This window comes from Acidimicrobiales bacterium (genome assembly GCA_022452035.1).
Taxonomy (GTDB): Bacteria; Actinomycetota; Acidimicrobiia; order Acidimicrobiales; family MedAcidi-G1; genus UBA9410.
On record JAKURV010000013.1, the window covers coordinates 34132 to 53167 of the forward strand.

Sequence of the window (19036 nt, forward strand, 5' to 3'; positions counted from 1 at the left end):
TGACAGGTCAGGACGATGAGGCGGTACATCGGTCAACCTTCCTGATCCTGTGGGTTGGATCAGCGAGTGGCCAGCACGGCGCGGGCGGCAGCGTCCATGACCGCCACCGGTGCCTCGGATCCCGTCCACAGGCGGAAAGCGTGCGCCGCCTGGAACACGAGCATCGACAGGCCGTTGTGGGCTTCGATCCCGCGACCGCGTAGAGCCGCCAACCAGGCCGTCTCCGGCGGGTGGTAGATCAGGTCCACGGCAAGCGCCCCGTTGGCTACCGATGCAGGGTCTACCGGTAGTGCGCCGTCGTCGGCCATCCCCACTGAGGTGGCGTTGACCACCAGGTCAGCAGCGGCCACCGCCTCGGACACCTCATTTGGCCCGACCATTCGGCCGACCGGACCGGCCAGGCCTGCGGCTACCTCGGCGCGGGATGCCGTGCGGTTGACTACCGCCACCTCGGCCGCCCCAGCTCTGGCCAGAGCCAGGACGACAGCGCGTGCCGCTCCCCCGGCCCCCAGGACCACCGTGCTGCGGCCCGACGGGTCAAAGCCGGTGTCGTGGCGTAGACCGTCGAGGAACCCGTCCCCGTCAGTGTTGTGGCCGACCAAGCGGTCTCCCTCGACCACCACGCAGTTCACGGCGTCAAGCACTTCTGCTTGTTCGGTCCGTTCGTCCACCGCAGCAGATACCGCTGCCTTGTGGGGCATGGTCACAGAGAGACCAACCAGGCCTAGAGCGCGCGCGGCGTCCAACGCCTCACCGGCCCGACCCTCGGCTACCTCCAGGGCCGTGAAGTGCCAGTCCAGCCCGGCCTCGGCAAACGCCGCGTTCAGAAGGGTCGGCGACAGGGAGTGCCGCACCGGCGCGCCGATCACGGCTGCTAGACGCGTCTCCCCGGAGATCGGTGGTCGTCGGTCGTCGGTCAGGTCACCCACAACCCAGATCCTTCTGTATGCAGACCCGCCGGGCCACCTCAAATTCGGATGCCGTCACGGCAAAGGTATGTGCCCCCGGAATGCCACCCTCGTCGGTACGGACGTAATACATCCACGGACCGGGTTCCGGTTCCACGGCAGCCTCCAGGGAGGCCCGCCCAGGAGCCGATATGGGCGTGGGCGGTAGGCCCACCACCACCCTGGTGTTCCACAACGAGACAACGTTTAGGTCCGTCTCGTCCATGGCCTCGCCGGCCGTCTTGCCCACCGCGTACCGGGTGGAGGCGTCGATGCCAAGACGCCATCCGGAGGTCAGCCGGTTGTGAATGACCCGGCTGATCCGGGGCCGATCCACGTCCAGTAAGGCCTCCTCCTCGATCAGGGAGGCCAAGATCACCGCCTCGTACGGGGTCAGGCCCACAGCAGAAGCCCGGGCCTCCAGGTCCAACTCGTCGACGACCCGCAGGAACTGCTGGTGCATCCGGACCACCAACCCCAGCTCGTCGCTGACCGTGGCCTCGTCCAACTGGTAGGTGTCGGGGAACAGCAGCCCCTCAACCAGCCGGTACGAGAGTCGGCGAGGGTAGTGCGACCAGGCCAGCCGGTCACTGGTCAGGGCGACCCTCAGTTCCTCTTCCTCAAATAGCGGCATGTCGCTCAGCAGCCGGGCCACCATCTGTTCCAAAGTCAGTCCTTCGGGCACCGTCACCCGGATGACCTCCTCGGGCAGAGGTCCGAGGTTCAAGAGGTCCACCGCGGCCTCGAACGACAGGTGTTCCTGCAGCACGTAATCGCCGGCCTGGAACGAGTACTCCACCCCAGGCTCGCAGTCGATGAACCACCGGACGCCCATCGGACAACGCATCCACTGGCGGAACATGGCCGGGTTGTCGATCACGTCCACGTCGCCCAAAGAGGCCACGACGTCGTTGGTGCTCCAACCTTCGACAATGGTGAACTCCACCTCGAGCCCCGGCAGGTCGGAGGGTGTCATCTGGTCACTGACCCAGTCCATGAACATCCGGTAGCCGACCAGTAGTCCGATCAGGACCACGACGAGGACCAGACCCCAGCGGGGCAGGGGTCCGAGGGTCGACCGGTGCCGCACCCAGCGCACGTCGGGTCGGATGCTCTCGTCGATCACCGGACCCGACGGATAGGGGTCGGTGAACGGTTCGGAACCGGAACCGGGCGGTCCTCCCCGTCCGTCGTCGCTCACCCGTCCTCCGTTCCCGGCATCTCCCCGCCCGTCGCCCGACCGTCTAGCCAGGCCTGGAGCATCACAGCGGCAGCCACCATGTCGACCACCCTGCGCCGGTCCGGGCCGCGCACGTCCTGTTCGCGCAGCGAGCGTTCGGCGGTCACCGTGGTCAGGCGCTCATCGTAGGTCTCGACTGGAATGGGCAGGAGGGCAGCCAGGTCGGCGGCCTCGGCGGTCATCGACCGGCCCATTGGTCCGAGCGTGCCGTCCAGCGAGTACGGAATCCCGACCACTACGACAGCGGCCTCCCACTCCTCGACGAGGGCGGAAACGGCCCGGTGGTCGGCCTTTCGATCCCCGGTGCGCTGGAGGACCTCGACTGGGGTGGCCACCCGCCCGTCGCTGTCGCTCACCGCGACGCCGACGCGCTTCGAGCCGAGGTCGAGGCCGAGGGCCCGCACCGGTCGGTTAGCCGGCGTGGGCGGCGGCCCGTGCCTGTTCGAGGGCGTCGGCTAGGTGCTCGGGGGCCTTGCCGCCCACCATCGTCACCTCGGGGTTGGAGCGACCGCCCCCGCCAATGGTCTTGGCCGCGTCGACCAGCAGGGCGCCGGCGTCCAGTCCGCTGTCGGGGGTCACGGCGGCCACCAGGGCGGCCCCTCCCTCTTTGGGGGCCGTGCCCAGGATGGCGACCCGTACGCCGTCCCGGTCCCGGACGGCTATGGCCAGGTCGCGCAGCCCGTCGCGGTCAATGTCGTCGACCAGGGTGGCGACCACGCCGTCGGCCGCCGTGGCGGCCAACTCGTCGGCCCGTCCCAGCGCCACCCGGCGCTTCCACTCGTCCAGCTCGCGGCGAAGGGCCCGTAACTCATCGACCCGCTTCTGGACGCCGTCCAGTAGGTCGTCGACCGGCACGCCGACCATGTCGGCCGCCTGGTCCAGGACGGCCTCGGCGGCCCGCAGACGGTCGATGGGTGCTGTGCCGGTCACCGCCTCGATCCGTCGGATGTTGGAGCCGATCGAACCCTCGGCGACGATCTTCAGCGGCCCGATGTCGCCCAGGGCAGCCACGTGGGTCCCGCCACACAGTTCCGTGGAGTGGGGGCCGGCCTCCAGCACGCGGACCTGGTCGCCGTACTTGTCGCCGAAGAAGGCGATGGCCCCTGCCTGCTCGGCTTCCTCCTTCGTTGTCTCGTAGTGACGACACGCCGGGTTGGCCAGGACGTCGGCGTTGGCCAGGTCCTCCACCGCGACTACCTGCTCAGGGGTCAGGGCCTCGAAGTGGCTGAAGTCGAAGCGCAGCCGATCGGGGCCGACATAGGAGCCCTGTTGCTTGACGTGGTCGCCCAGGACCCGGCGGAGCGCCGAGTGGAGGAGGTGGGTTCCGGTGTGGTTACGGCGGATGGCCGTCCGACGATCGGCGTCGATGGCGGCTCGGACCACGCCGCCTACCTCCAGGGTCCCGTCTACCATCTCGACGTGGTGCTGGTGCAGGCCGTCGAGCGCCAGCGTGGTGTCTACCACCCTCGCAGTGCCGGACCCCGATACAAGCGTCCCGGTGTCGCCGATCTGGCCACCGGACTCGGCGTAGAACGGGGTGCGGTCCAGCACGACCACTCCACCGTCGGAGAACAGGACCGTGGCGTCGGCCTCTTCCTCCTCCCGTCCCACAAACTCGGTGGGACCGTTGGCCTCCAGCACCGCCCGGAGGTCGCCGGCCGTCGCCGTGCCTCCTGCCTCCTTGCGGGCCGCCCGGGCCCGCTGCTGCTGGTCGGCCATGGCGACCCGGAAGCCCTCCAGGTCGACCTCGACGCCCCGTTCGGCGGTGATCTCTTCGGTCAGTTCCAGGGGGAACCCGTAGGTGTCGTGCAGCTTGAAGGCCACGTCGCCGTCCAGCCGGCCGCCCTCGCCTACCCCGTCCAGGGCGTCGTCGAGGATGGCCAATCCGGTCCGTAGGGTCTCGCGGAACCGGGCCTCCTCGCGGTCCAGTACATCGCGTACGTAGGCGTGGTTGCGCTCTAGCTCCGGGTAGTCGGAGCCCATGATGCCTACCACCGCGTCGACCAGCTCCGGCATGATCGGGTCCTGCACTCCGAGCAGCCAGGCGTGGCGTACGGCCCTCCGGATGATGCGACGCAGCACGTAACCCCGGTCCTCGTTGCTGGGGAAGACGCCGTCGCTGATCAGGAAGGTGGACGACCGGGCGTGGTCGGCCAGGATCCGCTGTGACACGTCGGTGCGATCCGACGATCCGTGGGGCACCCCGCTTAGCTCACCGATCCGGCCGAGCAGGCGCGAGAACTCCTCGGTCTCCCAAACCGAGTCGACGCCCTCCAGCACGCTGAGGATGCGCTCCAAGCCGGCCCCCGTGTCGATGGACGGGGCGGGCAGCGACGTCATGGACCCGTCGTCGTGCTGCTCGAACTGCATGAACACGAGGTTCCAGATCTCGATGAACCGCTCGTCCCCGCCGTGGGCGGGGCCTCCGTCCTCGCCGAAGTCCGGGCCCTTGTCCCAGAAGATCTCCGAGCAGGGCCCGCATGGGCCGGTGTCGGCCATCCGCCAGTAGTTCTCTTCGTCTAGGCGCTGAATGCGCTCGGCGGGCACCCCCACCTCGTCGCGCCAGATGGCCTCGGCCTCGTCGTCGCTGACGTGGACGGTGATCCACAGCCGCTCCGGATCGAGGCCCAGGTTGGCGGTCACGAACTCCCAGGCGAAGGCGCAGGCCTCGGACTTGAAGTAGTCGCCGAAGCTGAAGTTGCCCAGCATCTCGAAGAAGGTCAGGTGACGGCTGGTTCGACCCACCTCGTCAAGGTCGTTGTGCTTTCCTCCGGCCCGGACGCACTTCTGGACGGTGACGGCCCGGGGCCATGGGGCCGGCTGCTCACCTACGAAGTACGGCTTGAACGGAACCATGCCGGCCACTGTGAACAGCAGCGTCGGGTCGTGCGGGATCAGACTGCCCGAGGCTTCGTGGTGGTGGCCGTGCCCGCCAAAGAAGTCGACGAAGGCGCGCCGCACCCCGTTGGCGGTCGGCAGGGACTCCGGGTCGGACGCGGTAGTCATGGTCGGCCCAGCCTAGGGACCGGGCGGGGGGTTGGCGGACCGCGACGGGACCGGTCAGCCCACCGACCGGAAGGGACGGTGGCGACGCCGGGCGCCGTACTCGTGGTCCAGGGTGTGGCGTGTCCGACGGACCTCGTCGCGCCCATCGCGGGTGGCGTCGGTGACCTCTCCGGCGACCCGGCGGACGCTGCGCAGCATGTCCGTACCCCGGTCGGCCACCTCCCGGCGCAGGTGTTCCGGTGTGTAGCGCTCCACGCCGCGACGGATTCGACGCCGGAGCCACGCAGCGGTCGCCGTACCGACGAGCCAGCCTCCGAGCAACCAGGCCAGGCGCCTGCGCATCAGGCCGCCCCGCCCCGGCGCCGGCCACGCCGCAACTCCACTGCACCGGCCTCCACGACGGCGTCGCCCGGCCCGGTGGCCAGCGGGCCGCCCCTGAGTCGGCGGACGAACCGGCCAATGCCGGCCGAGACGGCGGCCGCCCCGATGAGGGGAGGCGAGAAGGCTCGGTAGGTGAGCCGGGATGCGGCGTCCACGGTGGTCGAGATGCTCTCGGCGGTATCCAGCAGTTCGTCGACCCGGTCCAACCCGGTGGTGGCGTGGTCCACGGCCGCCCTGAGGTCGGCCACCAGGGGAACGGTCTGTTCCCGGAGTACGTCCACCGTCTCGCGCAGGGACCGCAGGGTCCGCACCAGGGAAGACACGGCAACCACCAGCACGGCCACGGCGACCAGGCACACCGCGGCGACCAACACCGCTGCCACGTCACCTGCGCCCATCGTTCTCCGCTCCCCGGTCGGCCTGGCGGCGGTCGGCCATCCGCTCGGCCACCTCGCTCTCCGCGCCGTGTGATGACGGATCGTAGTAGACGTTGCCCTCCACCTCGTCTGGACGGTGGCGCTGGTCCACCCACCCGGTGGGGTCGTCGTGGGGGTACCGGTAGCCGTCGCCGTGTCCCAACTGAGCCGCCCCCCGGTAATGGGCGTCGCGGAGGTGCATCGGTACCTCGCCGACCCCCGACGCCCGGGCGTCGACCCCGGCCCGGCCCAGGGCCACGGTGACCCGATTGGACTTGGGAGCCGTGGCCAGGTGTACCACGGCCTGAGCCAGGTTCAATCCGGCCTCGGGCAGGCCCACGAACTCAACGGCCCGGGCCGCAGCATCGGCCACTACGAGGGACATCGGGTCGGCCATGCCGACATCCTCACTGGCCAGGATGACCAGGCGGCGGGCGATGAACCTGGCGTCCTCGCCGGCATCCAGCATCCGGGCCAGCCAGTAGAGGCCGGCGTCAACGTCGGAGCCGCGGATGCTCTTGATGAAGGCGCTGATGACGTCGAAGTGCTCGTCGCGGCCGTAGCGCAGGGCCTTGGTGCCTAGCGCCGCCTCGGCGTCGACCATCGACACCCGGTCGCCGCCACGTCCGACAGCCAGCGCTGCGGCCACCTCCAGGCTGGTCAGGGCGTGGCGACCGTCACCGGCCGACCGGTCCACCAGCAGGTCCAGGGCGTCGTCGTCGGCCGCCACCTCCTCGGCGGCCAGGCCCCGCTTCAGCAGACTCCGCACGGCCTCCGGGGCCAGGGGCTCGAGCCGGAACAAGGTGGATCGAGACATCAGTGGGGCGTTGACCTCGAAGAACGGGTTCTCGGTAGTAGCTCCGATCAGAACCAACAGACCCGACTCCACCGACGGGAGCAGGGCGTCCTGCTGGGCCTTGTTGAACCGGTGCACCTCGTCCAGGAACAGGATGGTGCCCACGTCACTTTCACCGAGCCGGGCCTGAGCCCGGGCCACTAGTTCCCGGACGTCCTTGACGCTGGCGCTGACCGCCGAAAGCTCGGTGAACTCCGCCGCCGTGACCCGGGCGATCAGGCGGGCCACGGTTGTCTTTCCGGTGCCCGGTGGCCCCCACAGGATCACCGACGAGAGGCGGTCACCCTCGATGAGCCTTCGGAGCGGACGGTCCGGGCCCAACAGGTGTTCCTGGCCGACGACGTCGTCGAGGCGAGTGGGACGGAGGCGGTCCGCCAGCGGGGCCCGTCTGGCCAGGCGCTCCTGGGCGGCGCTGGCGAACAGGTCTCCGGACACGTGGTCGACGTTACCCCTCGGTCCGTCGGCACCGACCGGTGGTGCTGGCCCTAGTCGGTGGGCGGCAGGACCCGCAGGCCCAGCTCGGTGAGATGGTGCTCGTCGATCCCGGTCGGCGCGTTGGTCAGCGGATCGGCGCCCGACTGGGTCTTTGGGAAGGCGATGACCTCGCGGATGTTCTCCTCGCCGGCCAGGATGGCCGTCAGGCGGTCCATGCCGAAGGCGAAGCCGGCGTGGGGCGGCGCCCCGTAGCGGAAGGCGTCAAGCAGGAACCCGAACTTGGCCTGCGACTCCTCGGCACCGATCCCCAGGATGGCGAAGATCCGCTCCTGGATCTCCCGCCGGTGGATCCGTACGCTGCCCGAGCCCAGCTCCCACCCGTTCAGGACGAGGTCGTAGGCCCGGGACCGGACGTCGAGCAGGTCGCCACGTTCCAGGGCGTCAAGGTCCTCCTCGTGCGGCATGGTGAAAGGATGGTGGGCCGGAATCGGGTTCCCCGCGTCGTCCAGGCCCTCGAACAGCGGGAAGTCCACCACCCACAGGAAGTGGAGGCCGCCCTCGGTGACCGGCGGGCGACCCAGCTCCAGGCGGACCAGACCCAGGACATGGCTGACGGTGCGGCGCTCGTCGGCCACGATGAGGAGCAGGTCGCCGACCTCGGCCTCCAGGGTGGAGCGCAGAGCATCGATCTCCTCGTCGGACAAGAACTTGGCCACTGGGGAATTGATGCCGTCGTCCTCCACCTTCATCCAGACCAGGCCTTTGGCCCCCCACTGCTTGCACTGCTCGGTCAGGTCGTCCAGCCGGTTTCGGGACAGATCGGCGCCGCCCGGCACCCGGATGCCCTTCACACAGGGGGCCTGGAAGGCCCGGAAACCGGTGTCGGCGAACACCCCGGTCAGTTCGACCAGCTCCATTCCGAACCGGATGTCGGGCTTATCGGATCCGAAACGCTCCATGGCCTCGTGCCACGACATCCGTGGTATCTCCCCCGGGCGCTCGCCGGTAACCGCTTCGGTGGCCGACGAGCTGGCATACGAGATGAAGGCCAGCACGTCGTCCTGGGAGACGAAACTGGCTTCGGCGTCGAGTTGCATGAACTCGAACTGGCGGTCGGCCCGGAGGTCCTCGTCGCGCAGGCAGCGGGCGATCTGGTAGTAGCGGTCCACACCGCCGACCATGCAGAGCTGCTTGAAGATCTGCGGGCTCTGGGGCAGGGCGTAGAAGGAACCCGGTTCCTTACGGGACGGGACCACGAAGTCGCGTGCACCCTCGGGCGTGCTGGCGATCAGCATCGGGGTCTCGACCTCGATGAACCCCTGCTCCTCCATGGCCTGGCGGATGGCGCTGTTCACCCGGGCCCGGACCTCCAGGTTGCGCTGCATCCGGGGCCGGCGCAGGTCCACGTACCTGTGGCGGAGCCGCAGCACCTCGTCCACGTCGATACGGTCGTCCAGGGGGAAGGGTGGCGGCTCGGCGGTCGACAGGACGGTCACATCGGTGGCGTCGACCTCCACGGCGCCGGTGGCCAGGCCGTCGTTAGCGGTGTCGGCTGGGCGCTCGCGCACCGTTCCGGTGACCTGCAGGACGTACTCGCTACGCAGGTCGTGCGCTCCGTCGATGACCAACTGCACCACTCCGCTGCGGTCCCGCAAGTCGACGAAAGCCAGATGTTCGCCGTGTTCCCGGCGCCGGTCGACCCAGCCGCAGAGGGTGACCTGGCGGCCCACGTCGCCAACCCGTAGGTCACCGCAGAGGTCGGTTCGTAGAGAGGTGGAGTAGTCGGTCAACGCAGCCTCGCTCGCAGGGTGTCGATCATGGAGTCCAGAGCGACGGCCTCCTGGCCATCGTCGCCCCGCAGGTCCCGGACGGTGACTGTGCCGGCGTCGCGCTCGTCGTCGCCAACGATCACGGCCAGCGCGGCGCCGCTCCGGTCGGCCGCCTTCATCTGTGCCTTCATGGAGCGGTCGTCCCACGATCGGTCGGCCCGCAGGCCGGCGGCCCGTATCCGGTCAGTCAGGACCACGGCCAGATTCCCGCCCGTGGTGTCGACCACGAACACGTCGACGGCCGCTGACGGCGCCTCAAAGACCCCTTCGGCGTCGCAGGCCAGCAGGGTGCGGTCCACGCCGAGGGCGAAACCTACGCCCGGGGTTGGCGGGGCACCCAAGTCCTCGGCCAGCCCGTCGTACCGTCCGCCACCGCCCACCGCGTTTTGAGCGGCGTCCAGGGCCTCGGCGGCGAACTCGAAGGTGGTCCGGACGTAGTAGTCGAGGCCGCGCACCAGCCGGGGGGCCACGGTAAACGGCACTCCAAGGGCACCCAGGGCGTCAGTGACCTGACTGAAGTGGATCACCGAGTCGTCGCCCAGATGGTCGGCCATGTTCGGGGCGGCGGCCACCAGGTCGGCGTCGGCCTCCCGGCGGGAGTCCAGGACTCGGAGGGGGTTGGTGTCCAGGGTGGCCCGCGACTCCTCACTGAGGGCGTCCAGGTGGGCCTCGAAGTGGGTACGCAGCGCGGCGACGTACCGCTGCCGGTCGTCGGTGCTGCCCAGCGAGTTGACCAGCAGGGTGACTCGGCGCAGTCCGAGCCGCTCATAGAACCGCCAGGCCAGGGCGATCACCTCGGCATCCAAGTGGGCGTCCTCAGGGCCTAGGGCCTCCACACCGACCTGGTCGAACTGCCGGAACCGACCTTTTTGGGCCCGCTCGTACCGGAAGTTAGGTCCGGCGTACCAGGCCTTCCAGGGGACGGGCGGGCGGTGCTCTGCGAAGGCCCGGACCACGCTGGCCGTCTGCTCGGGACGCAGGGCCATGGTGCGACCACCCTTGTCCTCGAAGGAGTACATCTCCTTGCGGACCACGTCGGTGGCCTCGCCGAGGCGTTGGAACACTTCCACGTGCTCGAACATGGGCGGGATGACTTCGAGGTAGCCGGCCGAGCCGGCCACGTCGGCGAACACGTCGACCAGGGCCCGCCACCTGGCCGAGTCCGGCCAGAGGATGTCGCGGGTGCCCTTGGGGGCGCGGAACGGGTGGTCGGCCACGAAGGTGGAGGCTACCGGAGGGTCCCCCGGCCGGACCGGTGACCGATCAGTAGCGGCCCGGCGTTCAGGTCCCGTCCGTTTCGTCGACGTCGCCGGTGTCCTCCCCACCGCCCGGCACCACGCGGTGGACGTCGTATACCGAGTCCACCTGGCGTAGGAGCCGCAGCAGCGTCTCGAGGTGGGACGGGTCGCCGATTTCGAACTCGAAGCGCATGGTGGCCACCCGGTCGGTGCCGCTGGTGACCGTCGAGGTGGAGAGCACGTTGACGTGGTTGTCGGCCAGTACGCCTGTGACGTCGCGCAGCAGCCGGGGTCGGTCCAGGGCCTTGAGTTCGACGGCTACCGCGAAGTGGCCGCCCGACTCCTCGTCCCAGTCCACATCGATGAGGCGGTCGGCCTGGTCGGCCCTCAACGACACGGCGTTGGCGCAGTCGGCCCGGTGGACCGATACGCCCCGGCCCCGGGTCACGAACCCCATGATCTCGTCGGGGGGTACCGGGGTGCAGCAGCGGGACAGCCGGACCATCATGTCGTCCAGGCCTTCGACGTGGACTCCGACCGAGCCGGTTTCCCGGCGAAGTCGGTTGGGCTGCACGACGGTGGCTGGGAGGTCGGCATCGGGATCTTGCTCGCTCAGGACCTTGGCCACCCGGGCCACCACCGAACGGGCCGACACGTGGTGCTCGCCCACTGCGGCGTACAGGGCGTCGGGCTCGTGGTAGTTCAGGTCGGCCGCCACGTCGGCCAGCTCGGAACCGGCGAGCACGGCGTGGGTCGGCAGCCCGGCCCGTCGTAGTTCGGCGGTGAGCTCGTCGTGCCCGGAGTCAATGGCATCCGATCGACGCTCCTGGGAGTACCAGTGTTTGATCTTGCTGGACGCCCGGTGGGTGGCCACGAACTGCAGCCAGTCCTGGCTGGGCCCGGCGTCGGGTTGCCGGGAGGTGACGATTTCGACCGTGTCACCGGTGACCAGTCTGCTCTCCAGCGGGACGAGCCGTCCGGCCACCTTGGCCCCAACGCAGGTGTGGCCCACGTCGGTGTGGATGGCGTAGGCGAAGTCGACCATGGTGGCTCCCACGGGCAGGCTGACCACCCTTCCCTGCGGAGTGAAGACGTAGACCTCGTCTAGCTCCAGGTCGGTCTTGAGGTTGGCCATGAAGGTGCCGGGGTCCTCGGTCTCGGCCTGCCACTCCACGATCCGGCCGAGCCACGCCATCTCGTCGGAGGGCGACCGGGTCTTGTAGTCCCAGTGGGCGGCCACCCCGTACTCGGCCCGGGCGTGCATCTCGGCGGTCCGCACCTGGAACTCCACCAGCTTGCCCTGGGGGCCGACGACCGTCGTGTGTAGCGACTGGTAGAGGTTGAACTTGGGCATGGCGACGTAGTCCTTGAAGCGCCCTTGGACTGGCTTCCAGGTGGCGTGGATTGTGCCCAGCGCGGCGTAGCAGTCCCGGACGTTTTCGACGATCACCCGGACCCCTACCAGGTCGTGAATCTCCTCGAAGGACCGTCCTTTCAGGATCATCTTGTCGTAGATGCTCCAGAGCTGCTTCGGTCGCCCGTACACGTGGCCCTTGATGGACAGCTCGGCCAGCCGGCCCTCTACCTCGCCGATCAGTTGGGCCAGGTAGAGGTCACGCTCTGGCGAGCGGTCCTGGACCATCTGGTCGATCTGGCTGTACCGCTTGGGGTGGAGGGTGGCCAGGGCCAGGTCCTGGAGCTGATCCCGAACCTCCTGCATGCCCAGCCGGTTGGCCAGCGGTGCGTAGATGTCCAAGGTCTCCTGGGCCACCCGCTGCTGCTTGTGTTCGGGCAGGGCGGCCAGGGTCCGCATGTTGTGGAGGCGGTCGGCCAACTTGATGATCAGCACCCGAAGGTCCTTGGCCAGGGCGACGAGCATCTTGCGCACGCTGGCCGCCTGCTGCTCCTCACGGGTGTCGAACCGGAGGCGGTCCAACTTGGTCACGCCGTCCACGATGAGCCGGACGTCGGACCCGAAGTCCCGTTCCAGGTCGTCCAGGCTGACCGAGGTGTCCTCAACGGCGTCGTGGAGGAGGGCGGCGGCCACCGTGACGTCGTCTAGGCCCTGGCGGGCCACGATGGTGGCCACCGACATGGGGTGATGGATGTATGGCTCGCCCGACTTGCGGGTCTGGCCCTCGTGGGCGGCCAGGGCAACCCGGTAGGCCTGCTCGATGAGTGCCGTGTCGGCGTCCGGATGGCGTTGGTGGAACTCGGTGATAAGCGCCGAGGTCTCGCCGACGGCCGCCTTGGGACGTCGCCGCCAGGGCAGGACCCGGGTCACCGCGGGCACGTCAGCCCCCTCCGCCGTGGACCGTCCCGGATGTCATCGCCTCCACGGGTCGGCGACCGGCTGCCTCCTGGCCCGACTGCCGCATGACCCAACGGTAGTCGGCGGCCCTCCACCGGCCGGGAGTGGCACCGGGTCAGCGCTTCTTTTTCTTGCGTGGACGCGGTGGTGCCCCACCGGTTGCCGGTCGGACCACCGGCGGCCGCTTCTTGGCCGGCCCGCCGGACGGGCTGCGGCGCGGGGCGGCCCGGGTGTCGGATAGGACAGCCTCCTGTCGGCCGATGACCCGTGTGGGGCCCTCTTCCCCGACCCGACCTCGGACCTTGGACGCCACGGCCTGCCACCGTTCCTCACCCTCTTTGAGCCGCGATACCAGGGACGAGGCCAGGAAGAGCGAGGAGTAGGAGCCGACCACGATGCCGACCAGCAGGGCCACGGCGAACTCCTGGAGAGCGGCGGCACCCATGGCCAGCGAACCGATGACCAGCAGTGACACCACCGGGATGGCCGAGGTCACGCTGGTGTTGATGGAACGCATAGTCACCCGGTTCAGGGCCAAGTTCATGAGTTCGGGGTAGGTGTAGCGCTCGGTGGCCCCCAGCCGGGCCACGATCTCCCGGACCTTGTCGTAGACGACGATGGTGTCGTAAAGCGAGTAGCCCATGATGGTCAGGAAGGCGATGACGGTGGCTGGCGTGATCTCGAACTGGAACACCGAGTAGACGCCGACGCTGAGCACAATGTCGTGGGCCACGGCGACCAAGGCCCCGACGGCCATCTTCCACTCCAGCCGCACGGTGATGTAGAAGGCCACCACGACGAAGAAGATGACGAGGGCCCGCAGCGCCTTGTCGGTGACCTCGTCGCCCCACGTGGGGCCGACCTGTTCGAAGGCCTCCACGGGACCTAGACGGGTGGTCAGGGCGTCGCGTATCTCGGCCGCCCGGGCCGGGTCCTCGATGTCGGATCGGATGAGGAGCACCTCGTCGTCCACCACCTGGACCCGGGCGTCACCCGCTCCCAGACCGTCCATCACCGCTCGGGCGTCGGCCACCTCTGCTCCGGGGGCCCGTACCTCGTAGGAGGTTCCGCCCTCGAAGTCCAAGCCCAGGTTCAGCCCACGGATGCCGAAGGAGGCCAGCCCGATCAGGACGGCCACTGTGGAGGCCATGACCGCTCGACGCCACAGGCCGGGGAAGTCGACGGACGACTCGCCGCGGTAGAGGCCCGTCAGCCGGCTCACGAGATCACCTCGGCCGTCGAACCGACGGGGGTAGAGACGGCGCCGCTGGCCGGTAATCCGAAGCGCCGGGGATGCTCGGCGAACCACCGGGTGGTGGCCAGCAGCCGGACCATCGGGCCCATGAAGAAGTAGGTGGCTACCAGGTCCAGCAGCGTGGCTAGGCCCAGGTACAGGGCGAAGCCGCGGACGGCGCCGACGGTCAAGGCCCACAGCAGGCCCGCCCCAATGAGGGAGGCCGTGTTCGCCTTGACGATGGTGGCAAAGGCGATGGGGAAGGCCCGGTCCACTGACGACCGGGCGGTCCGGCCGTCGCGCACGTCCTCCTTGAGGTGCTCGAAGTACACGACGTTGGAGTCGACGGATACACCGATGGCCACGATCATGCCGGTTACCCCGGCCAGGGTGAGGGCCAGGCCCGACTGGGTGCCCAGGTGGGCCACGATGGCCCATAGCAGCGCGCCGGAGATGGCCAGGCTGGTCAGGGCCACCAGGCCCAGGATCCGGTAATACCCGACGATGAACACGGCGACCAGCAGCAGGCCGACCAGGCCGGCCACCACGCCAGCCCGCAGGGAGTCCTCGCCGATGGTGGCCGACACGACCCGGGTGTTCTCCGGCTCCAACTCGACGGGTAGGGCGCCGTAGCGCAGGGCCAGCGACACGTCGTCGGCCTCCTGCTTCTCGAAGCCGCCGGAGATGAGAATGCTGTCGGCCTTGAACTCGGGGGCTCGGATGGACGGAGCGGTCACTACCTGCCCGTCCAGAACGATGGCCAGGCGACCGTTGGTGGCGCCCTCCAGGCGGGGGCACGACGTTTCGCCCACGTAGCAACGGGCGGCGATCTCGTTGAAGCCGTCGATGCCCACTTGGCCGGCTCGGAGGTCCAGGCCGACCTGCCACTGGTAGTCGATGAACAGTGGGTTGGCCTCGGCGATGGCCTCGCCGGTCAGGAGGCTGGGTCCTAGTACGTACCTTGCCCCCGGTGACCCAGTGCGGGCCCCCAGGACCACGAAGTCGGTCGGGTGGTCGTCCTCGGGTGGGGTCACCCCGCCCGGACCCACGGACGGCACGACCTCGCCAGAGTCGAGCAGCGCACAGGACGCCGGTCCGGACGGTGTCGTCCCGGAGGCCTCGGTTGCCCCACCCGGAAAGTTCAGCATGCGGCACACGGGCCGGAACCGCAGCTCGGCCGTCGTTCCGACCAGAGTCAGGGCCCTTTCCTGGTCGTCCACACCGGGCAGCGACACCATCACGCCGGTCTCGGTGCGGGAGATCTCTGGCTCGGCCACGCCCAGGCCGTCGATCCGGTCGCGGATGATCTCGACCGTCTGGTCGAGCATGGCTTCGTCGGTCGGGCCTACGGCGACCAGCCGGACCGAGACGCCGCCCTGGAGGTCTAGGCCGAGTAGCGGTTCATTGCGCCACACCACGGTCAGGACCGAGGCGGCGACGGTCAGCGCGACGATCCCGAGGAGGAGGACGAGCTGGCGACGGGGCATAGGGGAAGGGCGGTCCGGTGGGGTGCGGGGGTCAGTCCTCGATGGGGCCCGTGGGTTCGGTGTCCTCGTCAGTCGCTCCGCCGGGTTCGTTGAAGCGGCGGTCTACGGCGCCTCGCAGGACCTTCAACTCGATGCCCTGGTATACCTCCAGCCACAGGACGTCGTCCTCCGCCTCTTTGACCACGCCGAAGATGCCCGAGTTGAGGACCACCTCGTCGCCGGCCTGGATTGCCGCCACGAGGGCCTGCTGCGCCTTCGCCTTGCGCTGCTGGGGGCGGATCATCAGGACGTACATGAGTCCGAAGATCAGGATGAGCGGGATGAAGCCAGCCATGGGAGTCGTCTTTCGAGAGGGGGCCCGGCGACCGGGTCACCGGTCGGTCGGAGGGGGGTGGGACCCGGGCAGCCTATGCCCGTCGGGTCATCCCCAGACGGCCAGCGTCTCGGCCCGGAAGGCCTCAAACCGGCCCTCCCGGATGGCCGACCGGAGCCGATCTACGAAGTCCAGCAGCCAGGACAGGTTGTGGAGCGTGAGGAGGCGCCGCCCGGTCGGTTCGTCGGTCAGGAGGAGATGCCGGAGGTAGGCCCTCGACCAGGCGGCGGCCGGACTGGCCGGGAAGTCGGGGTCTAGCGGTCGGCCGTCGGTGGAGTGGCGGGCGTTTCGCAGATTTAGCCTTCCGCCGGTAGTCAGGACGGTGCCGTGCCGGGCATGCCGGGTGGGCAGGACGCAGTCGAACATGTCGATCCCCCGGGCCACCACCTCGACCAGCCCAGCCGGGTCGCCCAGGCCCATGAAGTAGCGGGGCTGGTCGGCGGGCAGGATCGCTGTGACAGCGGCCAGCGGCTCCAGCATTTCGTCCCGGGTCTCACCCACGCTGAGCCCCCCGACGGCGTAGCCGTCAAAGCCCACCTCCACCGTCCGCTGGGCGCTCTCGGTCCGGAGCTCTGGGTCGGTTCCCCCTTGGACGATGCCGAACTGGCACTGGCGGGCTGTCGCGTCCGGGTGGTCCAGGAAAGCCCGACGGCCCCGTTCGGCCCAGGCGGCCGTCCGATCGACGGTCTGGCGCAGGACCCGGTCGGTGGCTGGGAGGGCCGGGCAGACGTCGAGCACCATTTGGATGTCGGCCCCCAGGTCGGCTTGCACGTCGGCCGCCCCCTCGGGGGTCAGCAGGTGAGTGGAGCCGTCGTAGGTGGAGCGGAAGGTGGCCCCGGCATCGTCGACCTTCGGTTGGAGGGAGAAGATCTGGTAGCCGCCGCTGTCGGTGAGGGTCAGGCCGTCCCATGCCGCGAAGGCCCCCAGGCCACCCAGGTCGCGTACCACGGCGGCTCCCGGTCGCAGCATCAGGTGGTAGGTGTTGCCCAGGACCACTTCGACACCCAGGGCGGCTAGGTCGGTCGACGAGAGGTGGCGTACCGCTCCCCGGGTGCCGACGGGCATGAAGCACGGTGTGGTGAATGAACCTCCGGGGGTGTCCACCCGGCCGGTCCGGGCACCGCCGTCCATGGCCTCGGTGGTGAGGGTGGCCTTCACCGGGAGATCGCCCCCCGTTTCGCGTCGGCCCGGCCCACGAGCATGGCGTCACCGAAAGAGAGAAATCGGTAGCCCTCTTGGAGGGCTGTTGCGTAGAGGTCCCGCCACCGTGGGCCGGCGAACGCCTCTAGGAGGACCAGCAGGCTGGACCGGGGAAGGTGGAAGTTGGTTAGGAGCACGTCGACCACGGAGAACCCGAACCCGGGACGGATGAACAGGTCGGTCCGGCCGTCCAGGCCGTACCGGGCCGCCGACTCGAGGGCCCGTACGGTGGTCGTGCCTACGGCGATGACCCGCCGGGCGTCCCGGCAGGCCTCCAGGGTGGCCTGCGGGACCTCGTAGTCCTCGCAGTGCATCCGGTGGTCGTCCAGGTCATCGGCGGTGATCGGTCGGAAGGTGTCCAGGCCCACCACCAGCTCGAGGCGTTCGACCCGAGCCCCGGCCGACCGACAGGCCTTAAGCACCCCGTCGGTCAGGTGGAGGCCGGCCGTCGGGGCAGCGGCCGACGCCGGACGGCGGCTGTAGACGGTCTGGTAGCGCTCCGGGTCGTCCAGCGTGGTGGTCAGGTAGGGCGGCACCGGCATCTCCCCGCACCGGTCCAAGGCGTCGGCCAACGGGCCGTCCGAAGACAGCCGGACGTAGCGGCGACCCTCTCCGAGGTCATCGGCCACTTCCACAGCAAGCCCGGGGTCGACGGTCAGGGTGGAGCCAGGGGGCAGCTTCCGGCTGGGTCGGACCAAGGCCTCCCACGTCCCCTCGTCGTCGACGGCCCGGAGCAGTAGGACCTCGGCTGCCCCGCCGGTGGGTCGGACCGCCCGCAGCCGGGCGGGCAGTACACGGGTGTCATTGACTACCAGCACGTCACCCGGGCCGACCAGCGACGGCAGGTCACCGACCGTCCGATGGGCGACCGGTTCGGCCAAGGCGTCCAACAGCCGGGCCGAGGGCCGGTCGGCCAGCGGAATCTGGGCGATCGCCGGATCAGGGAGGTGGTAGGCGAAGTCGTCGGGGCCCATGGACCCCCCAGCCTACGGGTGACTGGGCGACCGGCCCGTGGGCCAGCCTGGCTCAGTCCTCCGGTTCGTCGAATAGGGATCCGGCGGCCTCCGGGGCGCTCGGCGGTCGGTCCATGGCCAGGTGGTCGTAGGCGGCCGGGGTAGCCACCCGACCCTTCGGGGTGCGCAGCAGGAGTCCCCGTTGGATCAGGAACGGCTCGTAGACGTCCTCCACGGTGTCCTCCGGCTCGCTGACGCTGATGGACAGCGTCTTGAGGCCCACCGGGCCCCCGCCGAACCGCCGGCACAGCGCCGAGAGGATTTCCCGGGATGGCTTGTCCAGGCCTAGGGCGTCTACGCCGAAGAAGGCCAGGCCGTCGCGGGCTACCGTCCCGTCGACTACGCCGTCTCGTTCCACCTGGGCGAAGTCCCGGACTTGGCGGAGCAGGCGGTTCCCGATGCGTGGCGTCCCCCGGGACCGTCGGGCAATCTCGGCCGCGCCGTCTTCGTCTAGGTCCACGCCGAGGATCCCGGCGGCCCGGGTCACGATGGTCTGCAGGTCGGCCGGCTCGTAGTAGTCCAGTCGGGCGGTCAGCCCGAACCGGTCGCGCAGCGGGCCGGTGATGAGACCGGTGCGGGTAGTTGCTCCGACCAGGGTGAAGGCCGGCAGCTCCAGCCGGATGGAGCGGGCGGCTGGGCCCTTGCCCAGCACGATGTCCAGCTCGAAGTCCTCCATGGCCGGGTAGAGGACCTCCTCGACGGCCCGGGCTAGGCGGTGGATCTCGTCTATGAACAGGACGTCGCCGGGCTCGAGTTTGGTCAAGATGGCCGCCAGGTCACCGGCCCGCTCCAGGGCCGGGCCGGAGGTGACCTGCAGGTCGGCCTCCATCTCAGCGGCCACGATGTGAGCCAGCGTGGTCTTACCCAGGCCGGGAGGCCCAGCGAACAAGAAGTGGTCGGAGGCCTGGCCGCGGCGACGGGCCGCCTCCAGCATCACGCGGAGGTGTCCCTTCAACTCGGCCTGACCCACGAACTCGGCGAGGCGTCGGGGTCGGAGCCCGCCCTCCACCTCGTCCACTTCGGGGTCCCGATCCGGGGACAGCAGTTCCTCTCGCACGTCCGCTTATCCC

16 protein-coding genes are annotated in these 19036 nt (G+C 69.5%); all 16 read right to left on the bottom strand.

Annotated elements, in window-relative coordinates:
* Positions 1-59: 59 nt before the first annotated feature.
* Entirely contained in the window at positions 60-929 is an 870-nt protein-coding gene (aroE, locus tag MK181_06195; protein ID MCH2419389.1) for a shikimate dehydrogenase, read from the bottom strand.
* Positions 922-2148, bottom strand: a complete 1227-nt coding sequence (mltG, locus tag MK181_06200; GenBank protein MCH2419390.1) for an endolytic transglycosylase MltG — start codon at positions 2146-2148, stop codon at positions 922-924. Before mltG ends, aroE begins: the two co-directional genes overlap by 8 nt.
* Entirely contained in the window at positions 2145-2543 is a 399-nt protein-coding gene (gene ruvX, locus MK181_06205; GenBank protein MCH2419391.1) for a Holliday junction resolvase RuvX, read from the bottom strand. The genes mltG and ruvX overlap by 4 nt, the downstream gene beginning before the upstream one ends.
* Positions 2544-2598: 55 nt before the next feature.
* Entirely contained in the window at positions 2599-5193 is a 2595-nt protein-coding gene (gene alaS, locus MK181_06210) for an alanine--tRNA ligase (protein ID MCH2419392.1), read from the bottom strand.
* Between the two features lie 54 nt (positions 5194-5247).
* On the bottom strand, positions 5248-5535 hold the full coding sequence (locus tag MK181_06215; protein ID MCH2419393.1) for a hypothetical protein: 288 nt from the start codon (positions 5533-5535) through the stop codon (positions 5248-5250).
* Entirely contained in the window at positions 5535-5972 is a 438-nt protein-coding gene (locus MK181_06220) for a hypothetical protein (protein ID MCH2419394.1), read from the bottom strand. Before MK181_06220 ends, MK181_06215 begins: the two co-directional genes overlap by 1 nt.
* On the bottom strand, positions 5959-7281 hold the full coding sequence (locus tag MK181_06225) for a replication-associated recombination protein A (GenBank protein ID MCH2419395.1): 1323 nt from the start codon (positions 7279-7281) through the stop codon (positions 5959-5961). The genes MK181_06220 and MK181_06225 overlap by 14 nt, the downstream gene beginning before the upstream one ends.
* Positions 7282-7331: 50 nt before the next feature.
* Positions 7332-9071 carry an aspartate--tRNA ligase gene (gene aspS / locus MK181_06230; GenBank protein MCH2419396.1) on the bottom strand — a complete coding sequence of 580 codons (1740 nt, stop codon included), beginning with the start codon at positions 9069-9071 and terminating at the stop codon, positions 7332-7334.
* Positions 9068-10327 carry a histidine--tRNA ligase gene (gene hisS, locus MK181_06235; GenBank protein ID MCH2419397.1) on the bottom strand — a complete coding sequence of 420 codons (1260 nt, stop codon included), beginning with the start codon at positions 10325-10327 and terminating at the stop codon, positions 9068-9070. Before hisS ends, aspS begins: the two co-directional genes overlap by 4 nt.
* A gap of 64 nt (positions 10328-10391) precedes the next feature.
* Positions 10392-12641 carry a bifunctional (p)ppGpp synthetase/guanosine-3',5'-bis(diphosphate) 3'-pyrophosphohydrolase gene (locus tag MK181_06240; protein ID MCH2419398.1) on the bottom strand — a complete coding sequence of 750 codons (2250 nt, stop codon included), beginning with the start codon at positions 12639-12641 and terminating at the stop codon, positions 10392-10394.
* A gap of 133 nt (positions 12642-12774) precedes the next feature.
* Positions 12775-13881 (bottom strand): protein translocase subunit SecF, encoded by a 1107-nt coding sequence (gene secF / locus MK181_06245; GenBank protein MCH2419399.1) that lies wholly within the window; start codon positions 13879-13881, stop codon positions 12775-12777.
* Positions 13878-15380, bottom strand: coding sequence for a protein translocase subunit SecD (secD, locus tag MK181_06250; protein ID MCH2419400.1), 1503 nt, complete (start codon positions 15378-15380; stop codon positions 13878-13880). The genes secF and secD overlap by 4 nt, the downstream gene beginning before the upstream one ends.
* 31 nt (positions 15381-15411) lie before the next feature.
* A complete protein-coding gene (yajC, locus tag MK181_06255) occupies positions 15412-15714 on the bottom strand; it encodes a preprotein translocase subunit YajC (protein MCH2419401.1) in 303 nt (100 codons plus the stop codon).
* An 87-nt stretch (positions 15715-15801) separates the two neighbouring features.
* Positions 15802-16911 (bottom strand): tRNA guanosine(34) transglycosylase Tgt, encoded by a 1110-nt coding sequence (gene tgt / locus MK181_06260; protein MCH2419402.1) that lies wholly within the window; start codon positions 16909-16911, stop codon positions 15802-15804.
* Entirely contained in the window at positions 16908-17927 is a 1020-nt protein-coding gene (queA, locus tag MK181_06265) for a tRNA preQ1(34) S-adenosylmethionine ribosyltransferase-isomerase QueA (GenBank protein ID MCH2419403.1), read from the bottom strand. The genes tgt and queA overlap by 4 nt, the downstream gene beginning before the upstream one ends.
* Positions 17928-17979: 52 nt before the next feature.
* A complete protein-coding gene (gene ruvB / locus MK181_06270; GenBank protein MCH2419404.1) occupies positions 17980-19023 on the bottom strand; it encodes a Holliday junction branch migration DNA helicase RuvB in 1044 nt (347 codons plus the stop codon).
* Between the last annotated feature and the right edge of the window lie 13 nt (positions 19024-19036).